This window comes from Pseudomonas nitroreducens, assembly GCF_010994165.1.
Classification (GTDB): Bacteria; Pseudomonadota; Gammaproteobacteria; order Pseudomonadales; family Pseudomonadaceae; genus Pseudomonas; species Pseudomonas nitroreducens.
The window spans coordinates 37,500-54,905 of sequence record NZ_WMBX01000009.1; the positions used below are offsets into that span (position 1 = coordinate 37,500).

General features: G+C 64.7%; 20 protein-coding genes. 12 read left to right on the forward strand and 8 right to left on the reverse strand.

The window, feature by feature from the left end:
- Positions 1-127 precede the first annotated feature (127 nt).
- Positions 128-1,621, reverse strand: a complete 1,494-nt coding sequence (locus tag GJV37_RS29170; protein ID WP_024762073.1) for an aldehyde dehydrogenase — start codon at positions 1,619-1,621, stop codon at positions 128-130.
- A 303-nt stretch (positions 1,622-1,924) separates the two neighbouring features.
- On the opposite strand from GJV37_RS29170, the gene GJV37_RS29175 reads away from it, so the two are divergent.
- On the forward strand, positions 1,925-2,287 hold the full coding sequence (locus tag GJV37_RS29175; protein ID WP_024762072.1) for a cupin domain-containing protein: 363 nt from the start codon (positions 1,925-1,927) through the stop codon (positions 2,285-2,287).
- A gap of 122 nt (positions 2,288-2,409) precedes the next feature.
- On the opposite strand, the gene rpmG is transcribed toward GJV37_RS29175, so the two are convergent.
- Both rpmG and rpmB read right to left on the reverse strand, forming a co-directional pair.
- Positions 2,410-2,565, reverse strand: a complete 156-nt coding sequence (rpmG, locus tag GJV37_RS29180) for a 50S ribosomal protein L33 (protein ID WP_017520721.1) — start codon at positions 2,563-2,565, stop codon at positions 2,410-2,412.
- Positions 2,566-2,577: 12 nt separating this feature from the next.
- On the reverse strand, positions 2,578-2,814 hold the full coding sequence (gene rpmB / locus GJV37_RS29185) for a 50S ribosomal protein L28 (protein ID WP_009614118.1): 237 nt from the start codon (positions 2,812-2,814) through the stop codon (positions 2,578-2,580).
- Between the two features lie 364 nt (positions 2,815-3,178).
- Between rpmB and GJV37_RS29190 the strand changes: the two genes are divergently transcribed.
- Complete coding sequence (locus GJV37_RS29190) at positions 3,179-4,750, forward strand: ABC transporter substrate-binding protein (RefSeq protein ID WP_193453257.1); 1,572 nt, start codon at positions 3,179-3,181, stop codon at positions 4,748-4,750.
- Positions 4,747-5,328 carry a DUF2867 domain-containing protein gene (locus tag GJV37_RS29195; RefSeq protein WP_246228463.1) on the forward strand — a complete coding sequence of 194 codons (582 nt, stop codon included), beginning with the start codon at positions 4,747-4,749 and terminating at the stop codon, positions 5,326-5,328. Before GJV37_RS29190 ends, GJV37_RS29195 begins: the two co-directional genes overlap by 4 nt.
- Here GJV37_RS29195 and radC read toward each other — a convergent pair.
- Entirely contained in the window at positions 5,302-5,976 is a 675-nt protein-coding gene (radC, locus tag GJV37_RS29200) for a RadC family protein (RefSeq protein ID WP_024762069.1), read from the reverse strand. The two genes, GJV37_RS29195 and radC, sit on opposite strands and share 27 nt — an antisense overlap.
- 140 nt (positions 5,977-6,116) lie before the next feature.
- On the opposite strand from radC, the gene coaBC reads away from it, so the two are divergent.
- From coaBC to GJV37_RS29225, 5 genes are all read left to right on the forward strand, one after another.
- Entirely contained in the window at positions 6,117-7,325 is a 1,209-nt protein-coding gene (gene coaBC, locus GJV37_RS29205) for a bifunctional phosphopantothenoylcysteine decarboxylase/phosphopantothenate--cysteine ligase CoaBC (protein WP_024762068.1), read from the forward strand.
- A gap of 7 nt (positions 7,326-7,332) precedes the next feature.
- Positions 7,333-7,788, forward strand: a complete 456-nt coding sequence (gene dut / locus GJV37_RS29210) for a dUTP diphosphatase (protein ID WP_169890262.1) — start codon at positions 7,333-7,335, stop codon at positions 7,786-7,788.
- Positions 7,789-7,828: 40 nt separating this feature from the next.
- Entirely contained in the window at positions 7,829-10,453 is a 2,625-nt protein-coding gene (locus GJV37_RS29215) for a phosphomannomutase/phosphoglucomutase (RefSeq protein ID WP_193453258.1), read from the forward strand.
- Between the two features lie 20 nt (positions 10,454-10,473).
- On the forward strand, positions 10,474-11,379 hold the full coding sequence (gene argB, locus GJV37_RS29220) for an acetylglutamate kinase (protein WP_024762065.1): 906 nt from the start codon (positions 10,474-10,476) through the stop codon (positions 11,377-11,379).
- 112 nt (positions 11,380-11,491) lie between these two features.
- Positions 11,492-11,938: an acyl-CoA thioesterase gene (locus GJV37_RS29225; protein ID WP_024762064.1), complete on the forward strand. Its 447-nt coding sequence runs from the start codon at positions 11,492-11,494 to the stop codon at positions 11,936-11,938.
- Positions 11,939-11,955: 17 nt separating this feature from the next.
- Here the strand turns inward: GJV37_RS29225 and GJV37_RS29230 are convergent, their stop codons facing one another.
- Entirely contained in the window at positions 11,956-12,576 is a 621-nt protein-coding gene (locus GJV37_RS29230; protein WP_024762063.1) for a hypothetical protein, read from the reverse strand.
- 20 nt (positions 12,577-12,596) lie between these two features.
- Positions 12,597-13,238 carry an orotate phosphoribosyltransferase gene (pyrE, locus tag GJV37_RS29235; protein ID WP_024762062.1) on the reverse strand — a complete coding sequence of 214 codons (642 nt, stop codon included), beginning with the start codon at positions 13,236-13,238 and terminating at the stop codon, positions 12,597-12,599.
- Between the two features lie 81 nt (positions 13,239-13,319).
- Here pyrE and GJV37_RS29240 point away from each other — a divergent pair, with 81 nt between their 5' ends.
- A complete protein-coding gene (locus GJV37_RS29240) occupies positions 13,320-14,099 on the forward strand; it encodes an exodeoxyribonuclease III (RefSeq protein ID WP_037009721.1) in 780 nt (259 codons plus the stop codon).
- 76 nt (positions 14,100-14,175) lie between these two features.
- Here the strand turns inward: GJV37_RS29240 and GJV37_RS29245 are convergent, their stop codons facing one another.
- Positions 14,176-14,547 (reverse strand): DUF4870 domain-containing protein, encoded by a 372-nt coding sequence (locus tag GJV37_RS29245; RefSeq protein ID WP_024762061.1) that lies wholly within the window; start codon positions 14,545-14,547, stop codon positions 14,176-14,178.
- 35 nt (positions 14,548-14,582) lie between these two features.
- Entirely contained in the window at positions 14,583-15,302 is a 720-nt protein-coding gene (gene rph / locus GJV37_RS29250; protein ID WP_152227344.1) for a ribonuclease PH, read from the reverse strand.
- A 166-nt stretch (positions 15,303-15,468) separates the two neighbouring features.
- Here rph and GJV37_RS29255 point away from each other — a divergent pair, with 166 nt between their 5' ends.
- The 3 genes from GJV37_RS29255 to rpoZ all read left to right on the forward strand — a co-directional run bounded on the left by GJV37_RS29255 (position 15,469) and on the right by rpoZ (position 17,363).
- On the forward strand, positions 15,469-16,332 hold the full coding sequence (locus tag GJV37_RS29255) for a YicC/YloC family endoribonuclease (protein ID WP_024762060.1): 864 nt from the start codon (positions 15,469-15,471) through the stop codon (positions 16,330-16,332).
- A 51-nt stretch (positions 16,333-16,383) separates the two neighbouring features.
- Positions 16,384-16,995, forward strand: a complete 612-nt coding sequence (gene gmk / locus GJV37_RS29260; RefSeq protein ID WP_024762059.1) for a guanylate kinase — start codon at positions 16,384-16,386, stop codon at positions 16,993-16,995.
- A gap of 101 nt (positions 16,996-17,096) precedes the next feature.
- The gene (rpoZ, locus tag GJV37_RS29265) at positions 17,097-17,363 is read left to right on the forward strand and encodes a DNA-directed RNA polymerase subunit omega (RefSeq protein WP_024762058.1); all 267 of its coding nucleotides are present in this window, start codon (positions 17,097-17,099) and stop codon (positions 17,361-17,363) included.
- Positions 17,364-17,406: the final 43 nt, after the last annotated feature.

Here is a 17,406-nt window from a genome sequence, read left to right on the forward strand (position 1 = left end):
GCCAGGCGCGAGGGTGCCCGATGCGCAATGCACAGCGGCCGGGTTTCCCTGAGGGAAACCCGGCCGCGGGTGTGGCTCTTTGTCAGAGCCGGCCCCTGGATCGGGGCCGACCTGCTTCAGCCGAGGATCAGAGTTTGATCCAGGTGGCTTTCAGCTCGGTGTACTTGTCGAACGCGTGCAGCGACTTGTCGCGGCCGTTGCCGGACTGCTTGAAGCCGCCGAACGGAGCGGTCATGTCGCCGCCGTCGTACTGGTTCACCCACACGCTGCCGGCGCGCAGCGCCTTGGCGGTCAGGTGGGCCTTGGACAGGTCGCTGGTCCACACCGCGGCGGCCAGGCCGTACGGAGTGTCGTTGGCGATGCGCACGGCTTCTTCGGCATCGGTGAACTCGATGACCGACAGCACCGGGCCGAAGATCTCTTCACGGGCGATGCGCATGGCGTTGGTCACGCCGTCGAAGATGGTCGGCTCGACGTAGGTGCCGCCAGTCTCTTCCAGGGTGCGCTTGCCGCCGGCCACCAGCTTGGCGCCGTCGTCGTGGCCAGCCTGGATGTAGCTCAGCACGTTGTTCATCTGGGTGGTGTCGACCAGCGCACCGACGTTGGTTTCCGGGTCCAGCGGGTTGCCCGGCTTCCAGGCCTTGATGGCTTCGACGACCATCGGCACGAACTCGGCCTTGATCGACTTCTCTACCAGCAGGCGCGAGCCAGCGGTGCAGACTTCGCCCTGGTTGAAGGCGATGGCGCTGGCAGCGGCTTCGGCAGCGGCTTTCAGGTCCGGCGCGTCAGCGAAGACGATGTTCGGGCTCTTGCCGCCGGCTTCCAGCCAGACGCGCTTCATGTTGGATTCGCCCGCGTAGATCATCAGCTGCTTGGCGATCTTGGTCGAACCGGTGAACACCAGGGTGTCGACGTCCATGTGCAGGGCCAGGGCCTTGCCTACGGTGTGGCCGAAGCCCGGCAGGACGTTGAACACGCCTTTCGGGATGCCGGCCTCGATGGCCAGCTGGGCGATACGGATACCGGTCAGCGGGGACTTCTCGGAAGGCTTGAGGATCACCGAGTTACCGGTGGTCAGCGCCGGGCCGAGCTTCCAGCAGGTCATCAGCAGCGGGAAGTTCCACGGCACGATGGCGGCGACGACGCCGACCGGCTCGCGGGTGACCAGGCCCAGTTCGTTGTGGGCAGTGGCAGCGACTTCGTCGTAGATCTTGTCGATCGCCTCACCGCTCCAGCGCAGGCTGTTGGCGGCGCTGGATACGTCGATGCTCAGCGAGTCGCTGATCGGCTTGCCCATGTCGAGGGTTTCCAGCAGGGCCAGTTCCTCGGCGTTCTCCAGCAGCAGCTCGGAGAAGCGGATCATGACCTTCTTGCGCTTGGCCGGGGCCAGGCGCGACCACACGCCGGAGTCGAAGGCAGCACGGGCAACCTGCACGGCACTTTCGGCATCGGCCAGGTCGCAGCTGGCGACCTTGGCCAGGAAGCGGCCATCCACAGGGCTGATGCAGTCGAAGGTGGCGCCGGATGCGGCGTCGACGTATTCACCGTTGACGAAGGCGCGGCCTTCGATCTTCAGGTCCTTGGCGCGAGCTTCCCAATCGGCGCGAGTGAGGGTACCCATGACAACGTGTCCTCTTATTAATGTACTTATTCAGGTGCAGGCGCCCGGCGTGGGCGCGCTGTCAAATATTCCGCAAGGCGGAGCAAACGCATGCTGTTGGCAACCCTAAACCGGAGGCAGCCAATTTTCAATATTTTTTACACTAAGCGGCCAAATGGCCTTGTCACGTTCGTTTTATTAAACATAGACTGCCCTGATTCGTCGGCTGATGGTTTTCCGACAGCCGCTTCGGAGTAAATAACCAACAGCGCTGCGCGTGCCCGCACGCACTCTCGCCTACAACTCTAAAGAACCGAGACCGCCATGAACGTCGAGCAGATCGTCGATTTCGCCCAGGCCACCACCGCCCCCGAACACTACCGCCCCGCCCCGGACCGCATCATCAAGGGCGACCCGGCGCAGAACGTGCGCAACCACTACGCCAGCGACTGCGGCCAGTTCAACGTGGGCATCTGGGAAGGCGAGCCCGGCCACTGGAACGTCAGCTACACCGAGCACGAGTACTGCGAGATTCTCCAGGGCGTGTCGGTGATCCGTGACGCCAATGGCGGCGCCAAGACCGTGCGCGTCGGCGACCGCTTCGTCATCCCCGCCGGCTTCAGTGGCACCTGGGAAGTGCTGGAGCCGTGCCGCAAGGTCTACGTGATTTTCGAGCAGAAGGCCTGATCCACCGAACATGAAAAAGCCCGCCGATCGGCGGGCTTTTTTTGCCTGCGGTTCCGTCAGAAACCGCGGGCAAGAAAAAACCCGCCACAAGGGGCGGGTTTCTTCACAAGGGCGAAGATCAATTACTTGATCTTGGCTTCCTTGTAGATCACGTGCTTGCGAACAACCGGATCGTATTTCTTGATCTCGATTTTCTCAGGCTTGGTACGCTTGTTCTTGTCGGTGGTGTAGAAGTGGCCGGTACCGGCGCTGGACACCAAACGGATCAGTTCGCGCATGACTGCAGCTCCTTAGAATTTTTCGCCGCGGGCGCGCAGGTCGTTCAGAACGGCCTCGATGCCACGCTTGTCGATGATACGCATGCCTTTGGCGGAAACGCGCAGACGCACGAAGCGCTTCTCGGATTCAACCCAGAAACGGTGATGCTGCAGGTTCGGCAGGAAACGGCGACGGGTTTTGTTGTGTGCGTGGGAAATGTTATTCCCGGTAACCGGACCCTTACCGGTCACTTGGCAAACTCTCGACATGGCTCAGCCCTCTGTAAACCACATGCCAAACCCGGCATGGGTTGGCTGCTTAACTCAATAGGATTCTCAGTTTCACCGGGGTCTTAACTGCCGCTTCGCCGCGATCGAGTCGCAGGATCAGGCAGGGCCCCAGAAAAGAGCGCAGCTTTATATCAGAAAGTCACTTCACGCTGCAAGGGAAAGCATGACTCGGAAAAGCCGACGCCAGCCCCCGCGGGCCGCGGCACTGGTGCCGTTCGTCGCCTGTCATCGTTGTGACGGGCAGCGGCTTGGTCTAGGGTAGCTCCTTCGAGGCTGCCAACAGCCTTGCATGACCCGCCCAGCCTCGCGGATGGGCATCTTGCCAGCTTACACGGAGTCCGTCATGCGTCTTGCCCTTCTCGCCCTCTTTCTTTCTCCCGCCCTCGCCAGTGCCGCCTCGCTGAGTGTCTGCACCGAAGCCAGCCCCGAAGGCTTCGACGTGGTCCAGTACAACTCGCTGACCACCACCAACGCCTCGGCCGACGTACTGATGAATCGCCTGGTGGACTTCGATGCTGCAAAGGGCGCCGTAGTACCGAGCCTGGCCGAAAGCTGGAAGGTCTCCGATGACGGCCTGACCTACGACTTCCAGTTGCGCGACGGCGTAGCCTTCCATCACACCGACTACTTCAAGCCCAGCCGCACGCTGAGCGCCGACGACGTGGTGTTCAGCTTCCAGCGCATGCTCGACTCGGCCCAACCCTGGCACAAGGTCGCGCAGAGCGGCTTCCCCCATGCCCAGTCGATGCAGCTGCCGAGCCTGGTAAAAGCCGTGGAGAGGGTCGATGAGCGCCATGTGCGCTTCACCCTCAACCATCCGGACGCGACCTTCCTGGCAATGCTCAGCATGGGCTTCGCCTCAATCTATTCGGCCGAGTACGCCGACCAGCTGATGAAGGCCGGCACCCCGGAGAAGCTCAACGCCCAGCCGATCGGCACCGGCCCCTTCGTCTTCAAGCGCTTCCAGAAGGACGCCGTCGTGCGCTACAGCGCCAACGCCGAGTACTTCGGCGGCAAGCCGGCTATGGATAACCTGGTGTTCGCCATCACCCCGGACGCCAGCGTGCGCCTGCAGAAGCTCAAGCGCGGCGAATGCCAGATAGCCCTGTCGCCCAAGCCCCTGGACGTCGAGGCGGCGACCAAGAGCGCTGACCTCAAGGTCGAGCAGACCCCGGCCTTCATGACCGCGTTCGTCGGCATCAACAGCCAGCACCCGCCGCTGGACAACCCCAAGGTACGCCAGGCGATCAACCTTGCCTTCGACAAGGGCACCTACCTCAAGAGCGTGTTCGCCGGCAGTGCCGCCGTCGCCGACGGCATCTACCCCCCCAACACCTGGAGCTACGCCAAGGACATCCCCGGCTACCCGCGCGACCTGGACAAGGCCCGCGCGCTGCTGGCCGAAGCCGGACACAAGGATGGCTTCAAGACCACCCTCTGGACCCGCCCCTCCGGCAGCCTGCTCAACCCCAATCCCAGTGTCGGCGCACAACTGCTGCAGGCGGACCTGGCGCAGATCGGCATCCAGGCCGAGATCCGCGTGATCGAATGGGGCGAGCTGATCCGCCGCGCCAAGGCCGGCGAGCATGACCTGCTGTTCATGGGCTGGGCCGGCGACAACGGCGACCCGGACAACTTCCTCACCCCGCAATTCTCCTGCGCCAGCGTGAAGTCCGGCCTCAACTTCGCCCGTTATTGCGACGAGAAGCTCGACGGCCTGATCAGCCAGGGCAAGGCAGTCGCCGACCAGACCAAGCGCAGCGCGCTGTACCACCAGGCCCAGCAGATCATCCACGACCAGGCGCTGTGGCTGCCGTTGGCACATCCGACCGCCTCGGCGCTCACCCGCCAGAACGTGAAGGGTTATTCAGTCAGCCCCTTCGGTCGCCAGGATTTCTCCAAGGTGCAGCTTTGAGCGACGTCCTGCTCAATCATCTGCTACCGGAGTTCCAGTTCTCCGAGCGGCACACGCTGAACATGCGGGCGTCACCCGGCCAGGTGCTGGACGCAGTGACCCAGCTCACCGCCGAGCAGGACCCGCTGGTACAGCGCTTTCTGCAGATCCGCGAGGCACCGGCGCGGCTCGCCCTGCGCCTGGGGTTACGAAACGCGCTGGCTGATCGCCCGCGCTTCGGCCTGCACGAGTTCACCCTGCTGGGTCGCCACGCCGACCGGGAACTCGGCTATGGGCTGGTTGGACGCTTCTGGCGCAGCGACTTCGGCCTGCGTTCGTGCGCGGACGGCGAAGCCTTCCGGCGCTTCGCCGAGCCCGGCACAGCCAGGCTGATGCTGCACTTTTCCTGCGAGCCGGCGGATCGGGACGGCTACACCCAGGTCCGAACGGAAACCCGCGTGCACTGCCCGGACCGCCTCAGCCGCCTGCTGTTCACACCTTACTGGTTGGCGATCCGCCCGGCCAGCGGGCTGATTCGCCGACGCCTGCTGCGCGACATCCAGCGGCGCATCTCAGACCATCCCCAACTCGGCCATTGATTGCGGCTCGCCGTCGCCGACAATGAAGTGATCCAGCACGCGTACGTCGATGAGCGCCAGCGCCTCGATGATGCGGCGGGTCAGCAGGCGGTCGGAGTGGCTCGGCTCGCAGATCCCCGAGGGATGGTTGTGCGCCAGGATCAGCGCGGCGGCGTTGTGCGCCAGGGCGCGCTTGACGATCTGCCGGGGGTAGACGCTGGCGCTGTCGATGGAGCCGTGGAACAGCACTTCGAAGTCCAGCACCCGGTGGCGATTGTCCATGAACAAGCAGGCGAACACCTCGTGGTGCTCATGCCGCAACCGCGCCTTGAGAAAGTCACGCACGGCCTGGGGGCTTTCCAGCGCCGAATCGCGACTGAGCTGTTCCGCCAGGTGGCGCCGGGCAATTTCCAGCACGGCCTGCAGTTGCACGAACTTGGCGACGCCCAGCCCCAGGTGACTGCAGAACGATTCCAGGTCGGCCTCCAGCAGGGCCCGCAGGCTGCCGAACTCGCTGAGCAGCCGCCGCGCCAGGTCGACGGCACTGCAGCCGACCACGCCGGTACGCAGGAAGATCGCCAGCAGCTCGGCGTCGCTCAGGCTCGCCGCGCCCCGTTCGAGAAGCTTTTCCCGCGGGCGCTCCGCCGCAGGCCAGTCACGAATACTCAAGGAACCTCCCGGTCAGGCCGCCCGCTGTTCCCGCGCAGGCGCTGTGCTATCTTAGCCCCCTCGCTTCGCGCAGCCGGAGGCCTGGGGAGGCGTCGTCGGCTTCAGCGCGCGTCATCCATTTCCGTATTTAAGGCTGGCCTATGCAGCGGCTCTATCGTAAACGCATCGTTCTGGGCGTCGGCGGCGGCATCGCCGCCTACAAGAGCGCCGAACTGGTCCGCCGGTTGCGCGACCAGGGCGCCGAGGTGCGTGTCGTGATGACCCAGGGCGGCCGCGAGTTCATCACCCCGCTCACCCTTCAGGCCCTTTCCGGTCATCCAGTGCACCTGGACCTGCTCGACCCCGCCGCCGAAGCGGCCATGGGCCATATCGAGCTGGCCCGCTGGGCCGACCTGGTCCTGATCGCCCCCGCCACCGCCGACCTCATGGCGCGTCTGGCCCAGGGCGTGGCCAACGATCTGCTGACCACCCTGGTACTGGCCACCGATGCACAGGTTGCCCTCGCCCCGGCAATGAACCAGGCCATGTGGCGCGACCCGGCCACCCAGGTCAACGCCGAGTTGCTGCGCAGCCGTGGCCTGCACTTCTTCGGCCCCGCTGCCGGCAGCCAGGCCTGCGGCGACGTCGGCCCCGGGCGCATGCTCGAAGCCGAGGAGCTGGCGCAACTGGCCGCCGACTGCTTCGAGTTCAAGGCACTGACCGGCCAGCACATCCTGATCACCGCCGGGCCGACCCAGGAAAACATCGACCCGGTGCGCTACATCACCAACCACAGCTCCGGGAAGATGGGCTTCGCCCTGGCAGAGGCGGCCGCCGAGGCCGGCGCCCGCGTGACCCTGGTGACCGGCCCGGTGCACCTGCCGACTCCGGACCGGGTGAGCCGCGTCGACGTGGTCAGCGCCCGCGACATGCTCGCCGCCTGCGAAGCGGCGATGCCGGCGGACATCCTGATCGCCTCCGCCGCCGTGGCCGACTACCGCCCGGAACTGGTCGCAACGCAGAAGCTGAAGAAAGATCCCACCAAGGGTGATGGCCTGCTCTTGCAGCTGGTGCGCAATCCCGACATCCTCGCCACCCTCTCGCTGCGCGAGGACCGGCCCTTCAGCGTCGGCTTCGCGGCGGAGACCGAGAACCTGCTCGAGTACGCCTCGCGCAAGCTCAAGGACAAGAATCTCGACCTGATTGTCGCCAACGACGTGGCAAATCCGTCCATCGGCTTCAATAGTGAAGAGAACGCCATCACGGTCATCGACCGCGAATTGCACAAGACTGCATTCGCCCAGACCAGCAAGGGCAAGATCGCCCGCCAGCTGATCGCCTTCATCGCCGACCGCATCCATCAACACTGAGAACCCAATGCATTCCCTGCAAGCCAAGATCCTCGATCCCCGCCTGGGCAGCGACTTCCCGCTGCCGCAGTACGCCACCCCGGGTTCCGCCGGCCTCGACCTGCGCGCCATGCTCAAGGAAGACCTCATCCTCGAGCCGGGCCAGACCGTGCTGATCCCCACCGGCCTGTCCATCTACATCGCCGATCCGGGCCTGGCCGCGCTGATCCTTCCGCGCTCGGGCCTGGGCCACAAGCACGGCATCGTGCTGGGCAACCTGGTCGGGCTGATCGACTCGGACTACCAGGGCGAGCTGATGGTCTCCTGCTGGAACCGCGGCAATACCGCTTTCAAGATCGCCATCGGCGAGCGCATTGCCCAGCTGGTGCTGGTGCCGGTAGTGCAGGCGCATTTCGAGCTGGTCGAGAGCTTCGACGAAAGCCAGCGCGGCGCCGGCGGCTTCGGGCACTCCGGCAGCCATTGACCCCTACTCATTTCAGGATGAATCGCCGAGGAGACGTTGCATGAAACTTTTCCAACGCACTGCCAAGGACAGCGCCGACCTGCCGGAACTCGTGCCGGCGGAGAAGCCCGTCAGGGGATCGCCCCCCAAGGTCGACCTCAAACCACTGCTGCCATCGCTCATCCTTACCGTGGGCGGCGTAGTGGCGGCCAGCGCGCTGCTGTGGTTCAGCCTGTTCGGCCAGGCCGACAAGGCTCACGTCACCCAGTTGAGCAACGCCTGGTCGGAAAGCCAGGCCGGCGCGCTGCGTCAGTCCCTGAATCTGCTGGCCGCCGACAGCCGCGCCATGGCAGAAGACCCGCAGTTGCTGCCGACCCTGCAGAGCAATGACCCGACGCGCATCGCCGCACTGGAGAAGGCGCTGACCCAGGGCCATCTGGATGGGCTGGTGGACGTCCACCTGAACGCCAACGGTCAGGCTGTGCAGGACACCGCCCGCCCCGGCCCGCTGAACTATGCCGCGCTGGATATGCTGCACCGTGTCGAAAGCGGCCAGGCCGTGGCGCCGGAGGCCTACAAGGTCGGGACCCGCTGGCTGGTCTACAACCCCATCGCCCTGCGCGCCGCGGATAACTCGATCCAGGGCTCCCTGCTGCTGGTCGTCGACCTGCAGCGCCTGCTCGGCAACCTGCCGCCGATGTCCGCCGATATCGGCCAACTGCAGATTTCCCAGCAGTTCGGCAACTCGCCGGCCCAGTTGCTGCTGCAACGCGGGCAGGCCAGCGACGCCGCTGCGGTAGCGCTACCCAGTGGCAATCCGAACTGGAAGCTGAGCTTCACCCCCGGCCCGACCGTCACCGACCAGCTGTACTCGCCAACCCTGCTGGGTATCGCCGCCCTGCTGGCACTGGTGGGCAGTCTCCTTGGCCTCTACCTTGCGCAAAGTGCGATGCAGCGCCGGGTAAGCAAGGATGCACAGGCCCTGGGGCAGTTCGTTCAGGAACTCGCCGGCCAACGCACTGCCAAAGCACCTGAGCTGAGCCTGCCGAGTCTGCAGGCACTGGCTCAGGCGCTGGCCCGCCAGCCACGCCGCAAGACCGAAACACCCGGTGCCAGCGCACCCGCCGCGCCCGCAGCTCCCGCCCAGCCGATCCCGGCTGCCACCGCTGCCAGCGCCCCGGTCGCTGCCACCGAATCGCTATTGGTCGATCCGCTATTCCAGAACACCGACATTCTGGACATCGACATTCTTGATGAAGACCAGGATCTCCTGGGATTGGAGCAAACACCCGCTATGAGCACGCCTAAAGCCCCGCAACTGCCCGCCAGCATCTTCCGCGCCTACGACATCCGTGGCGTGGTCGGCGATACCCTGACCGCCGAGACCGCCTACTGGGTCGGCCGCGCGATCGGTTCCGAAAGCCTGGCGCGCGGCGAGCCGTGCGTCTCCGTCGGCCGCGACGGCCGCCTGTCCGGCCCCGAGTTGGTCCAGCAGTTGATCCAGGGCCTGGTCGATTGCGGTTGCCAGGTCACCGACATCGGCATGGTGCCCACCCCGGTCCTGTACTACGCCGCCAACGTCCTGGAAGGCAAATCCGGTGTGATGCTCACCGGCAGCCACAACCCGCCGGACTACAACGGCTTCAAGATCGTCGTCGCCGGCGAAACCCTGGCCAACGAACAGATCCAGGCCCTGCGCGAGCGCATCCAGAACGATGACCTCGCCTCTGGCGTCGGCAGCGTGCAGCAGGTCGACATCCTGCCGCGCTACTTCCAGCAGATTCGCGACGACATCGCCCTGGCCAAGCCACTGAAAGTGGTGGTGGACTGCGGCAACGGCGTGGCCGGCGTGATCGCCCCGCAACTGATCGAAGCCCTGGGCTGCACCGTGATCCCGCTGTACTGCGATGTCGACGGCACCTTCCCCAACCACCACCCGGATCCGGGCAAGCCGGAGAACCTGGAAGACCTGATCGCCAAGGTCAAGGAGACCGGCGCCGACCTGGGCCTGGCCTTCGACGGCGACGGCGACCGCGTGGGCGTGGTGACCAACGAAGGCACCATCATCTACCCGGATCGCCTGCTGATGCTGTTCGCCAAGGACGTGGTCTCGCGCAACCCGGGCGCCGACATCATCTTCGACGTCAAGTGCACCCGTCGCCTGATCTCGCTGATCAGCGGCTACGGCGGTCGCCCGGTGATGTGGAAGACCGGCCACTCGCTGATCAAGAAGAAAATGAAGGAAACCGGCGCCCTGCTCGCCGGCGAGATGAGCGGCCACATCTTCTTCAAGGAGCGCTGGTACGGCTTCGACGACGGCATCTACAGCGCCGCGCGCCTGCTGGAAATCATCAGCCTGGACAAGCGCGATGCCGAGCGCGTGTTCTCCGCGTTCCCGATGGACATCTCCACCCCGGAAATCAACATCACCGTCACCGACGAGGGCAAGTTCGCCCTGATCGAGGCACTGCAGGCCCGCGGCCAGTGGGGTGAAGCCAACCTCACCACCCTCGACGGCGTGCGTGTCGATTACCCCAAAGGCTGGGGCCTGGTTCGCGCGTCCAACACCACTCCGGTGCTGGTGCTGCGCTTCGAGGCGGATTCCCAGGACGAACTGGAACGCATCAAGGACGTGTTCCGTACCCAGCTGAAAGCGGTCGACCCCGCCCTCAGCCTGCCATTTTGACCCCTATGCCGGAGCCCACCATGACCCAGAGCCGCGATGACGCCGCCCAGGTTGCCCGCGTCCTTGCCGAAGCCCTGCCCTATATCCGCCGGTTCGTCGGCAAGACGCTGGTGATCAAGTACGGCGGCAACGCCATGGAAACGGACGAGCTAAAGAACAGCTTCGCCCGCGACGTGGTGCTGATGAAAGCCGTCGGTATCAACCCGGTGGTGGTCCATGGTGGTGGTCCGCAGATCGGCGACCTGCTCAGCCGCCTGTCGATCGAAAGCCACTTCATCGATGGCATGCGCGTCACCGACGCGCAGACCATGGACGTGGTGGAGATGGTCCTCGGCGGCCAGGTGAACAAGGACATCGTCAATCTGATCAACCGTCATGGCGGCAGCGCCATCGGCCTGACCGGCAAGGACGCCGAGCTGATCCGCGCGAAGAAGCTCACCGTCACCCGCCAGACGCCGGAAATGACCAAGCCGGAAATCATCGACATCGGCCACGTGGGCGAAGTCACCGGGGTCAACGTCGACCTGCTGAACATGCTGGTGCAGGGCGACTTCATCCCGGTCATCGCGCCGATCGGCGTAGGCGCCAACGGCGAGTCCTACAACATCAACGCCGACCTGGTGGCCGGCAAGGTGGCCGAGGCGCTGAAGGCCGAGAAGCTGATGTTGCTCACCAACATCGCCGGCCTGATGGACAAGCAGGGCCAGGTGCTCACCGGCCTGACCACCGAGCAGGTCAACGAGCTGATCGCCGACGGCACCATCTACGGCGGCATGCTGCCGAAGATCCGCTGCGCCCTCGAGGCAGTCCAGGGAGGCGTGACCAGCGCGCACATCATCGATGGCCGCGTACCCAACGCCGTGCTGCTGGAGATCTTCACCGACAGCGGTGTCGGCACGCTGATCACCAACCGCAAGCAGCGCTGATCGCAACGACACCCGCCAGGAGCGATCCTCGCGGGTGTTTTTTTGCCTGTTCCAGGCCGCTTCAGCCCAATGGATGCCCGGCCTCGAACAGGTCTACAGGAGTCCTTCTGACATGGCCGCGTCTCCCGTTTCCCGCAACGACTTCAGCTTCTTCCACGGCCTGCGCGTGCGCTGGTCGGAAGTCGATCCACAGGGCATCGTCTTCAACGGCAATTACCTGACCTACGCCGACGTCGCCACCACCGAGTACTACCGCCACCTGGGCGTGAGCTACCCGGCCGACCTGCTGCGTGGCGGCGGCGACCTGTTCGCGGTGAAGACCACCCTGGAGTATCTGGCGCCGGCACGCTTCGACGACTGGCTGGAAATGGGCGTACGCGTCAGCCGCCTGGGCCGCAGCAGCCTGACCTTCCAGGTGTCGATCTGGTGTGACGAACAGTTGCTGACGCTGGGGGAACTGATCTACGCCTATGCCGGCGAGGACCGGACGAGCCAGCCCCTGCCGGACTGGCTGCGCGGGAAGATCAACGAATTCGAGCGCGTCTCGCCGCAGCAGTAAGCGCGGCGGACGCCGCGTCAATTACCGCCGGATATCTGGGCGAAGCGCGCCCGATCGGAGGCAAAGCTGCTTTGCGCCTGAATCCGCAACTGCTGGTAGCGAGCGATATCCTGCTGCAGGCGCTGTTCATCGTCGCGCAGGTTGCTCAGTTGCGCGACCAGGTCGTCCGGCACCTGGCGACCGGCGCGCTCCTGGTCGGCGGCACGGGCCTGCAGGTTGGCCTGCTGCATCTTCAGCGACTGCAGGTTGCCCTTGGCAACGCTGGCCAGCCCATCGAGCTCGGCCAGCTTGCGATCGCGGGCACGGTCGACGTCTTCCACGCTGGTATACATGCGCATCAACTGCTGATCGGAGCTGGCGCGGGCGGCGTCCGCCTTGCGCTGCTCGATCTCGGCGGCGGTCGGTGCCGGCGGAACCTCGCGGATGACCCGGCCCTGGTCGTTGAGCACCTGGTAGCCCTTGCCGATGTACTGCGGAGGGACACCCAGGCGGTCGATGACGGTGATGCCCTTGTCATTGACGTAACGGTACATCTCGACCTGGCTGGTCGGCTGCCCAGCAGCCGTCACCTGGCCTGCGAGCATGGCTCCCAGAAGCCCCATCAACACCCTGTAGCGGAAAGCACCCTGCTTGGCCATGCCCTACGTCCTGGTTGCGGTTAGATACCGTACTGCGCCCGATAAGCCTCGACAGCCGCGAGATGCTGCTTGAGCTGACCGTCACCGGCCAGATATTCCAATACCTGCTCCAGCGAGACAATGCTGACGACCGGAATCGAAAAGTCCCGTTCAACTTCCTGGATCGCCGACAGCTCACCCTTGCCGCGCTCCTGACGGTTCAGCGCGATCAGCACGCCGGCTGCCTGGGCACCCTGGGCGTCGATGATCTGCATGACCTCGCGGATCGCAGTGCCGGCGGTGATCACGTCATCGATGATCAGCGCGCGGCCGGCCAGCGGCGCGCCGACCAGCGTGCCGCCTTCGCCATGGTCCTTGGCTTCCTTGCGGTTGAAGCACCAGGGCAGGTCGCGGCCGTGCTGTTCGGCCAACGCAATCGCTGTAGCGGCCGCCAGCGGGATTCCTTTATAGGCCGGGCCGAACAACACGTCGAAAGGTATGCCGCTGTCGACCACCGCGCTGGCGTAGAAACGACCCAGCTGGGACAGTGCAACCCCGGTATTGAACAGACCGGCGTTGAAGAAGTACGGACTGGTGCGCCCGGACTTGAGGGTGAACTCGCCGAAGCGAAGAACGCCGCGCTCGATGGCGAAGCGGATGAAATCGCGTTGATATGCGTGCATGGGAGAGAACCGGCCGGTATGAATTTAGCTAAACCGTTTGAGCTCGGGTATCATACACACACGTGATTTTGGGGGCCATTTATGCGGATCATCAGTGTGAACGTGAATGGTATTCAGGCTGCAGCCGAGCGTGGTTTGCTCAGTTGGCTGCAAGCCCAGAATGCCGACGTGATCTGCTTGCAGGATACCCGCGCCTCCGCTTTCGATCTGGATGACCCGTCCTACCAACTGGATGGCTACTTCCTGTACGCCTGCGATGCCGAAGTGCCCAGTCAGGGCGGCGTCGCAATCTATAGTCGTCTGCAACCCAAGGCTGTCATAAGCGGCCTGGGTTTCGAGATGGCCGATCGTTACGGGCGCTACCTGCAAGCCGATTTCGATAAGGTGAGTATCGCCACTCTCCTGCTGCCTACCGGGCAGGAAGGGGACGAGAACCTGAACCACAAGTTCAAGTTCATGGACGATTTCGCCCAGTACATGAACAAGCAGCGCCGCAAGCGCCGCGAATACATCTATTGCGGCTCGCTCTACGTCGCGCACCAGAAGCTGGACGTGAAGAACTGGCGCGAATGCCAGCAATCGCCCGGCTTCATGGCGCCGGAGCGTGGCTGGATGGATGAGATCTTCGGCACCATGGGCTACGTCGACGCCCTGCGCGAGGTCAACCGCGAAGGCGACCAGTACAGCTGGTGGCCGGAAAGCGAACAGGCCGAGCTGCTCAACCTGGGCTGGCGCTTCGACTACCAGATCCTCACGCCGGGGCTGCGCCGCTTCGTGCGCGGCGCCAAGCTGCCGCGCCAGCCGCGTTTCTCCCAGCATGCGCCGCTGATCGTGGACTACGACTGGACCCTGAGCATCTGAGCCCCGTCGTGCCGCCGAGAGGCGGACAGAAAAAAGCCGGCTTCGAGCCGGCTTTTTCGTGCCTGGAGTTCAGCCCCTACTTGATCGGGCGCCAGGTGAAGGGATAGCGATAATCCAGCCCTTCGTTGGCCTTGATCCCGGCGATGATGGTGAGCACCAGCGCGCCGATACTCACCAGCCCCAGCAGGAAGAAGCCGATCACCACCAGCATCAGCAGGAAGCTGACCATCACCGCGAGGCTCACGGTGATCTGGAAGTTCAGCGCCTCTTTGCCCTGGCGGTCCACGAACGGGTCCGATTCACGCTTGATCTGCCAGACGATCAGCGGCCCGAGCAGGTTGCCGAAGGGAAAGATGAAGCCGAGAAAGGCGGCGAAGTGGCAGAACATCGCCCACTGGCGGGCTTCCTGGCTCGGTTGAACCTGCTGTACCGGTACTTCGTCGCTCATCCTTTCGCTCCTTGCCGTTGGGTATCGAGTGCGGATCAGTCCGCCAGCGCGGCGCGCTGCAGTTCGAACAGTTCGCGCAGGCCCTGCTGCGCCAGCTCCAGCATGGCATTCAGCTCGGCCGGCTGGAAGGGCACACCCTCGGCGGTGCCCTGGACCTCGATGAAGCCGCCGGCATCGGTCATGACCACGTTCAGGTCGGTCTCGGCGGCGGAATCCTCCAGGTAGTCCAGGTCCAGCACCGGCTCGCCCTGGTACATGCCCACGGAAACGGCAGCGACCATCTGCTTGAGCGGGTTGCCTTTGAGCGCACCACGCTTCTTCAGCACGGCCAGCGCATCGATCAACGCCACGGTCGCGCCGGTGATGGACGCGGTGCGGGTGCCACCGTCGGCCTGGATCACATCGCAATCGATGTACAGGGTGTTCTCGCCCAGCTTGGTCAGGTCCAGCGCGGCGCGCAGGGAGCGGCCGATCAGGCGCTGGATTTCCAGGGTGCGACCACCCTGCTTGCCGCGTGCGGCTTCACGCTGGTTACGCTCGCCGGTGGAGCGCGGCAGCATGCCGTACTCGGCGGTCAGCCAGCCCTGGCCCTGGCCCTTGAGGAAGCGCGGCACACCGGATTCGGCGCTGACGGTGCAGATCACCTTGGTGTCGCCGAACTCGACCAGCACGGAACCCTCGGCGTGCTTGGTGTAATGGCGGGTGATACGGATCGGGCGCAGTTGGTCGGCGGCGCGGCCACTGGGACGGTTCATGGAGGCATCCTGTACAGATTGCTGGCGGGGGAATGTCGGCCATTATAGAGGCCAGCGGACGGCCGCAACCACCGCCGGTGTGCGGTGGCGCGCCAGGCTGGGTTACAATTGCCGGTTTCCGACGACCTGTCGGCCGTTTCCCACAGTCTTCAAGCGAGGTAATTCCATGGTCCACAGCATGACCGCCTTCGCCCGCGTCGAGCGCGCCGGCACCCATGGAACCCTCAGCTGGGAGCTGCGCTCAGTCAACCATCGCTACCTCGAGCCCAACCTGCGTCTGCCCGAAGCCTTCCGCGACCTCGAAGGCGCGGTGCGCGAGGCGCTGCGCCAGGGCCTGTCGCGCGGCAAGGTGGAATGCACCCTGCGCTTCAACGAGGAGAACGCCGGCAAGCCGCTGCAGGTCGACCGCGAACGCGCCGCGCAACTGGTCGCCGCCGCCGAGACCGTCGCCGGCCTGATCCAGCAGCCCGCCCCGCTCGACCCGCTGGCCGTGCTGGCCTGGCCGGGAGTGCTGGTGGGCGATGCCGCCGATCCGCAGGCGCTCAATGCCAGCGCCCTGGCCGCCTTCAACCAGGCCCTGGACGAGCTCAAGGCCGGACGCGCCCGCGAAGGCGCGGACCTGGCGAAGATCATCGACGAACGCCTGAGCGCCATGCAGGAAGAAGTGGTGAACCTGCGCGAGCTGGTGCCGCAGATGCTCGCCAACCAGCGCCAGAAGATCCTCGACCGCTTCAACGAGATGAAGGCCGAGCTCGACCCGCAGCGCCTGGAGCAGGAAATGGTCCTGCTGGCGCAGAAGAGCGACGTCGCCGAAGAGCTCGACCGCCTGACCACCCACATCACCGAAGTGCGCCGCGTGCTCAAGGCCGGCGGCGCTGCCGGCCGCCGCCTGGACTTCCTGATGCAGGAACTCAACCGCGAGGCCAACACGCTGGGTTCGAAGGCTTTCGATCCACGCTCGACCCAGGCAGCGGTCAACCTCAAGGTGCTGATCGAGCAGATGCGCGAGCAGGTCCAGAATATCGAGTAAGCCGGACGCCTCCGGCTTCCATTCAGTCAACCGTTACTCCAGGAAAGCGCCATGTCCGGCACCCTGTACATCGTTTCCGCGCCGTCGGGCGCCGGCAAGACCAGCCTGGTCAAGGCCCTGCTCGACACCATGCCCAGCGTGCGCGTCTCCGTTTCCCACACCACCCGCGGCATGCGCCCGGGCGAGGTGGACGGGGTGAACTACCACTTCGTCGGTCATGACACTTTCAAGGCCATGCTCGAACGCAACGAGTTTCTCGAGCACGCGCAGGTCTTCGACAATCTCTACGGCACCTCCCAGCGCTGGGTGGAAAAGACCCTTGCCGAGGGCAACGACCTGATCCTGGAGATCGACTGGCAGGGCGCGCAGCAGGTGCGCCGGCTGATGCCCCAGGCGCAGTCGATCTTCATCCTGCCGCCGACCCAGGAAGCCCTGCGCCAGCGCCTGACCAACCGCGGCCAGGACAGCGACGAGGTCATCGAGCGGCGCATGCAGGAAGCCGTCAGCGAAATGAGCCACTATGTGGAGTACGATCACCTGGTGATCAACGACGATTTCGCCCACGCGCTGGAAGACCTCAAGGCAATCTTCCGCGCCCGCCAGCTGCGCCAGGATGCCCAGCAGCAACGCCATACCGAGCTGCTGCAGCGCCTGCTGGCCTGAATCGGGCGAGCAAAGGCACTTCCATAAAGATTGGCGATTTTTTAGACTATCCAGTCCGCCCGGTAATTCTCCGGGTCTCCATTTGCGTAATGAGGAACACCATGGCCCGCGTCACCGTTGAAGACTGCCTGGACAACGTCGATAACCGTTTCGAGCTGGTCATGCTCGCCACCAAGCGTTCGCGCCAGCTGGCTACCGGCGGCAAGGAGCCCAAGGTACCGTGGGAAAACGACAAGCCCACCGTTGTCGCCCTGCGCGAAATCGCCTCGGGCCTGGTGGATGCTGACATCGTTCAGCAGGAGGACGTGGTTGAAGAAGAGCCGCTGTTCGCTGCTTTTGAAGACGAGGCCAACAACGAGGCCCTGTAAGTCGATGTCCGGCCGACGAATCGGCGCGCCACGACGCACTGCT

What these genes read in the sequence shown, in the direction of transcription:
- GJV37_RS29170 (WP_024762073.1), bottom strand. Translation starts at nt 1,621, where the DNA reads ATGGGTACCCTCACTCGCGCCGATTGGGAAGCTCGCGCCAAGGACCTG.
- GJV37_RS29175 (WP_024762072.1), top strand. Translation starts at nt 1,925, where the DNA reads ATGAACGTCGAGCAGATCGTCGATTTCGCCCAGGCCACCACCGCCCCC.
- rpmG (WP_017520721.1), bottom strand. Translation starts at nt 2,565, where the DNA reads ATGCGCGAACTGATCCGTTTGGTGTCCAGCGCCGGTACCGGCCACTTC.
- rpmB (WP_009614118.1), bottom strand. Translation starts at nt 2,814, where the DNA reads ATGTCGAGAGTTTGCCAAGTGACCGGTAAGGGTCCGGTTACCGGGAAT.
- GJV37_RS29190 (WP_193453257.1), top strand. Translation starts at nt 3,179, where the DNA reads ATGCGTCTTGCCCTTCTCGCCCTCTTTCTTTCTCCCGCCCTCGCCAGT.
- coaBC (WP_024762068.1), top strand. Translation starts at nt 6,117, where the DNA reads ATGCAGCGGCTCTATCGTAAACGCATCGTTCTGGGCGTCGGCGGCGGC.
- dut (WP_169890262.1), top strand. Translation starts at nt 7,333, where the DNA reads ATGCATTCCCTGCAAGCCAAGATCCTCGATCCCCGCCTGGGCAGCGAC.
- GJV37_RS29215 (WP_193453258.1), top strand. Translation starts at nt 7,829, where the DNA reads ATGAAACTTTTCCAACGCACTGCCAAGGACAGCGCCGACCTGCCGGAA.
- argB (WP_024762065.1), top strand. Translation starts at nt 10,474, where the DNA reads ATGACCCAGAGCCGCGATGACGCCGCCCAGGTTGCCCGCGTCCTTGCC.
- GJV37_RS29225 (WP_024762064.1), top strand. Translation starts at nt 11,492, where the DNA reads ATGGCCGCGTCTCCCGTTTCCCGCAACGACTTCAGCTTCTTCCACGGC.
- GJV37_RS29230 (WP_024762063.1), bottom strand. Translation starts at nt 12,576, where the DNA reads ATGGCCAAGCAGGGTGCTTTCCGCTACAGGGTGTTGATGGGGCTTCTG.
- pyrE (WP_024762062.1), bottom strand. Translation starts at nt 13,238, where the DNA reads ATGCACGCATATCAACGCGATTTCATCCGCTTCGCCATCGAGCGCGGC.
- GJV37_RS29240 (WP_037009721.1), top strand. Translation starts at nt 13,320, where the DNA reads ATGCGGATCATCAGTGTGAACGTGAATGGTATTCAGGCTGCAGCCGAG.
- GJV37_RS29245 (WP_024762061.1), bottom strand. Translation starts at nt 14,547, where the DNA reads ATGAGCGACGAAGTACCGGTACAGCAGGTTCAACCGAGCCAGGAAGCC.
- rph (WP_152227344.1), bottom strand. Translation starts at nt 15,302, where the DNA reads ATGAACCGTCCCAGTGGCCGCGCCGCCGACCAACTGCGCCCGATCCGT.
- GJV37_RS29255 (WP_024762060.1), top strand. Translation starts at nt 15,469, where the DNA reads ATGGTCCACAGCATGACCGCCTTCGCCCGCGTCGAGCGCGCCGGCACC.
- gmk (WP_024762059.1), top strand. Translation starts at nt 16,384, where the DNA reads ATGTCCGGCACCCTGTACATCGTTTCCGCGCCGTCGGGCGCCGGCAAG.
- rpoZ (WP_024762058.1), top strand. Translation starts at nt 17,097, where the DNA reads ATGGCCCGCGTCACCGTTGAAGACTGCCTGGACAACGTCGATAACCGT.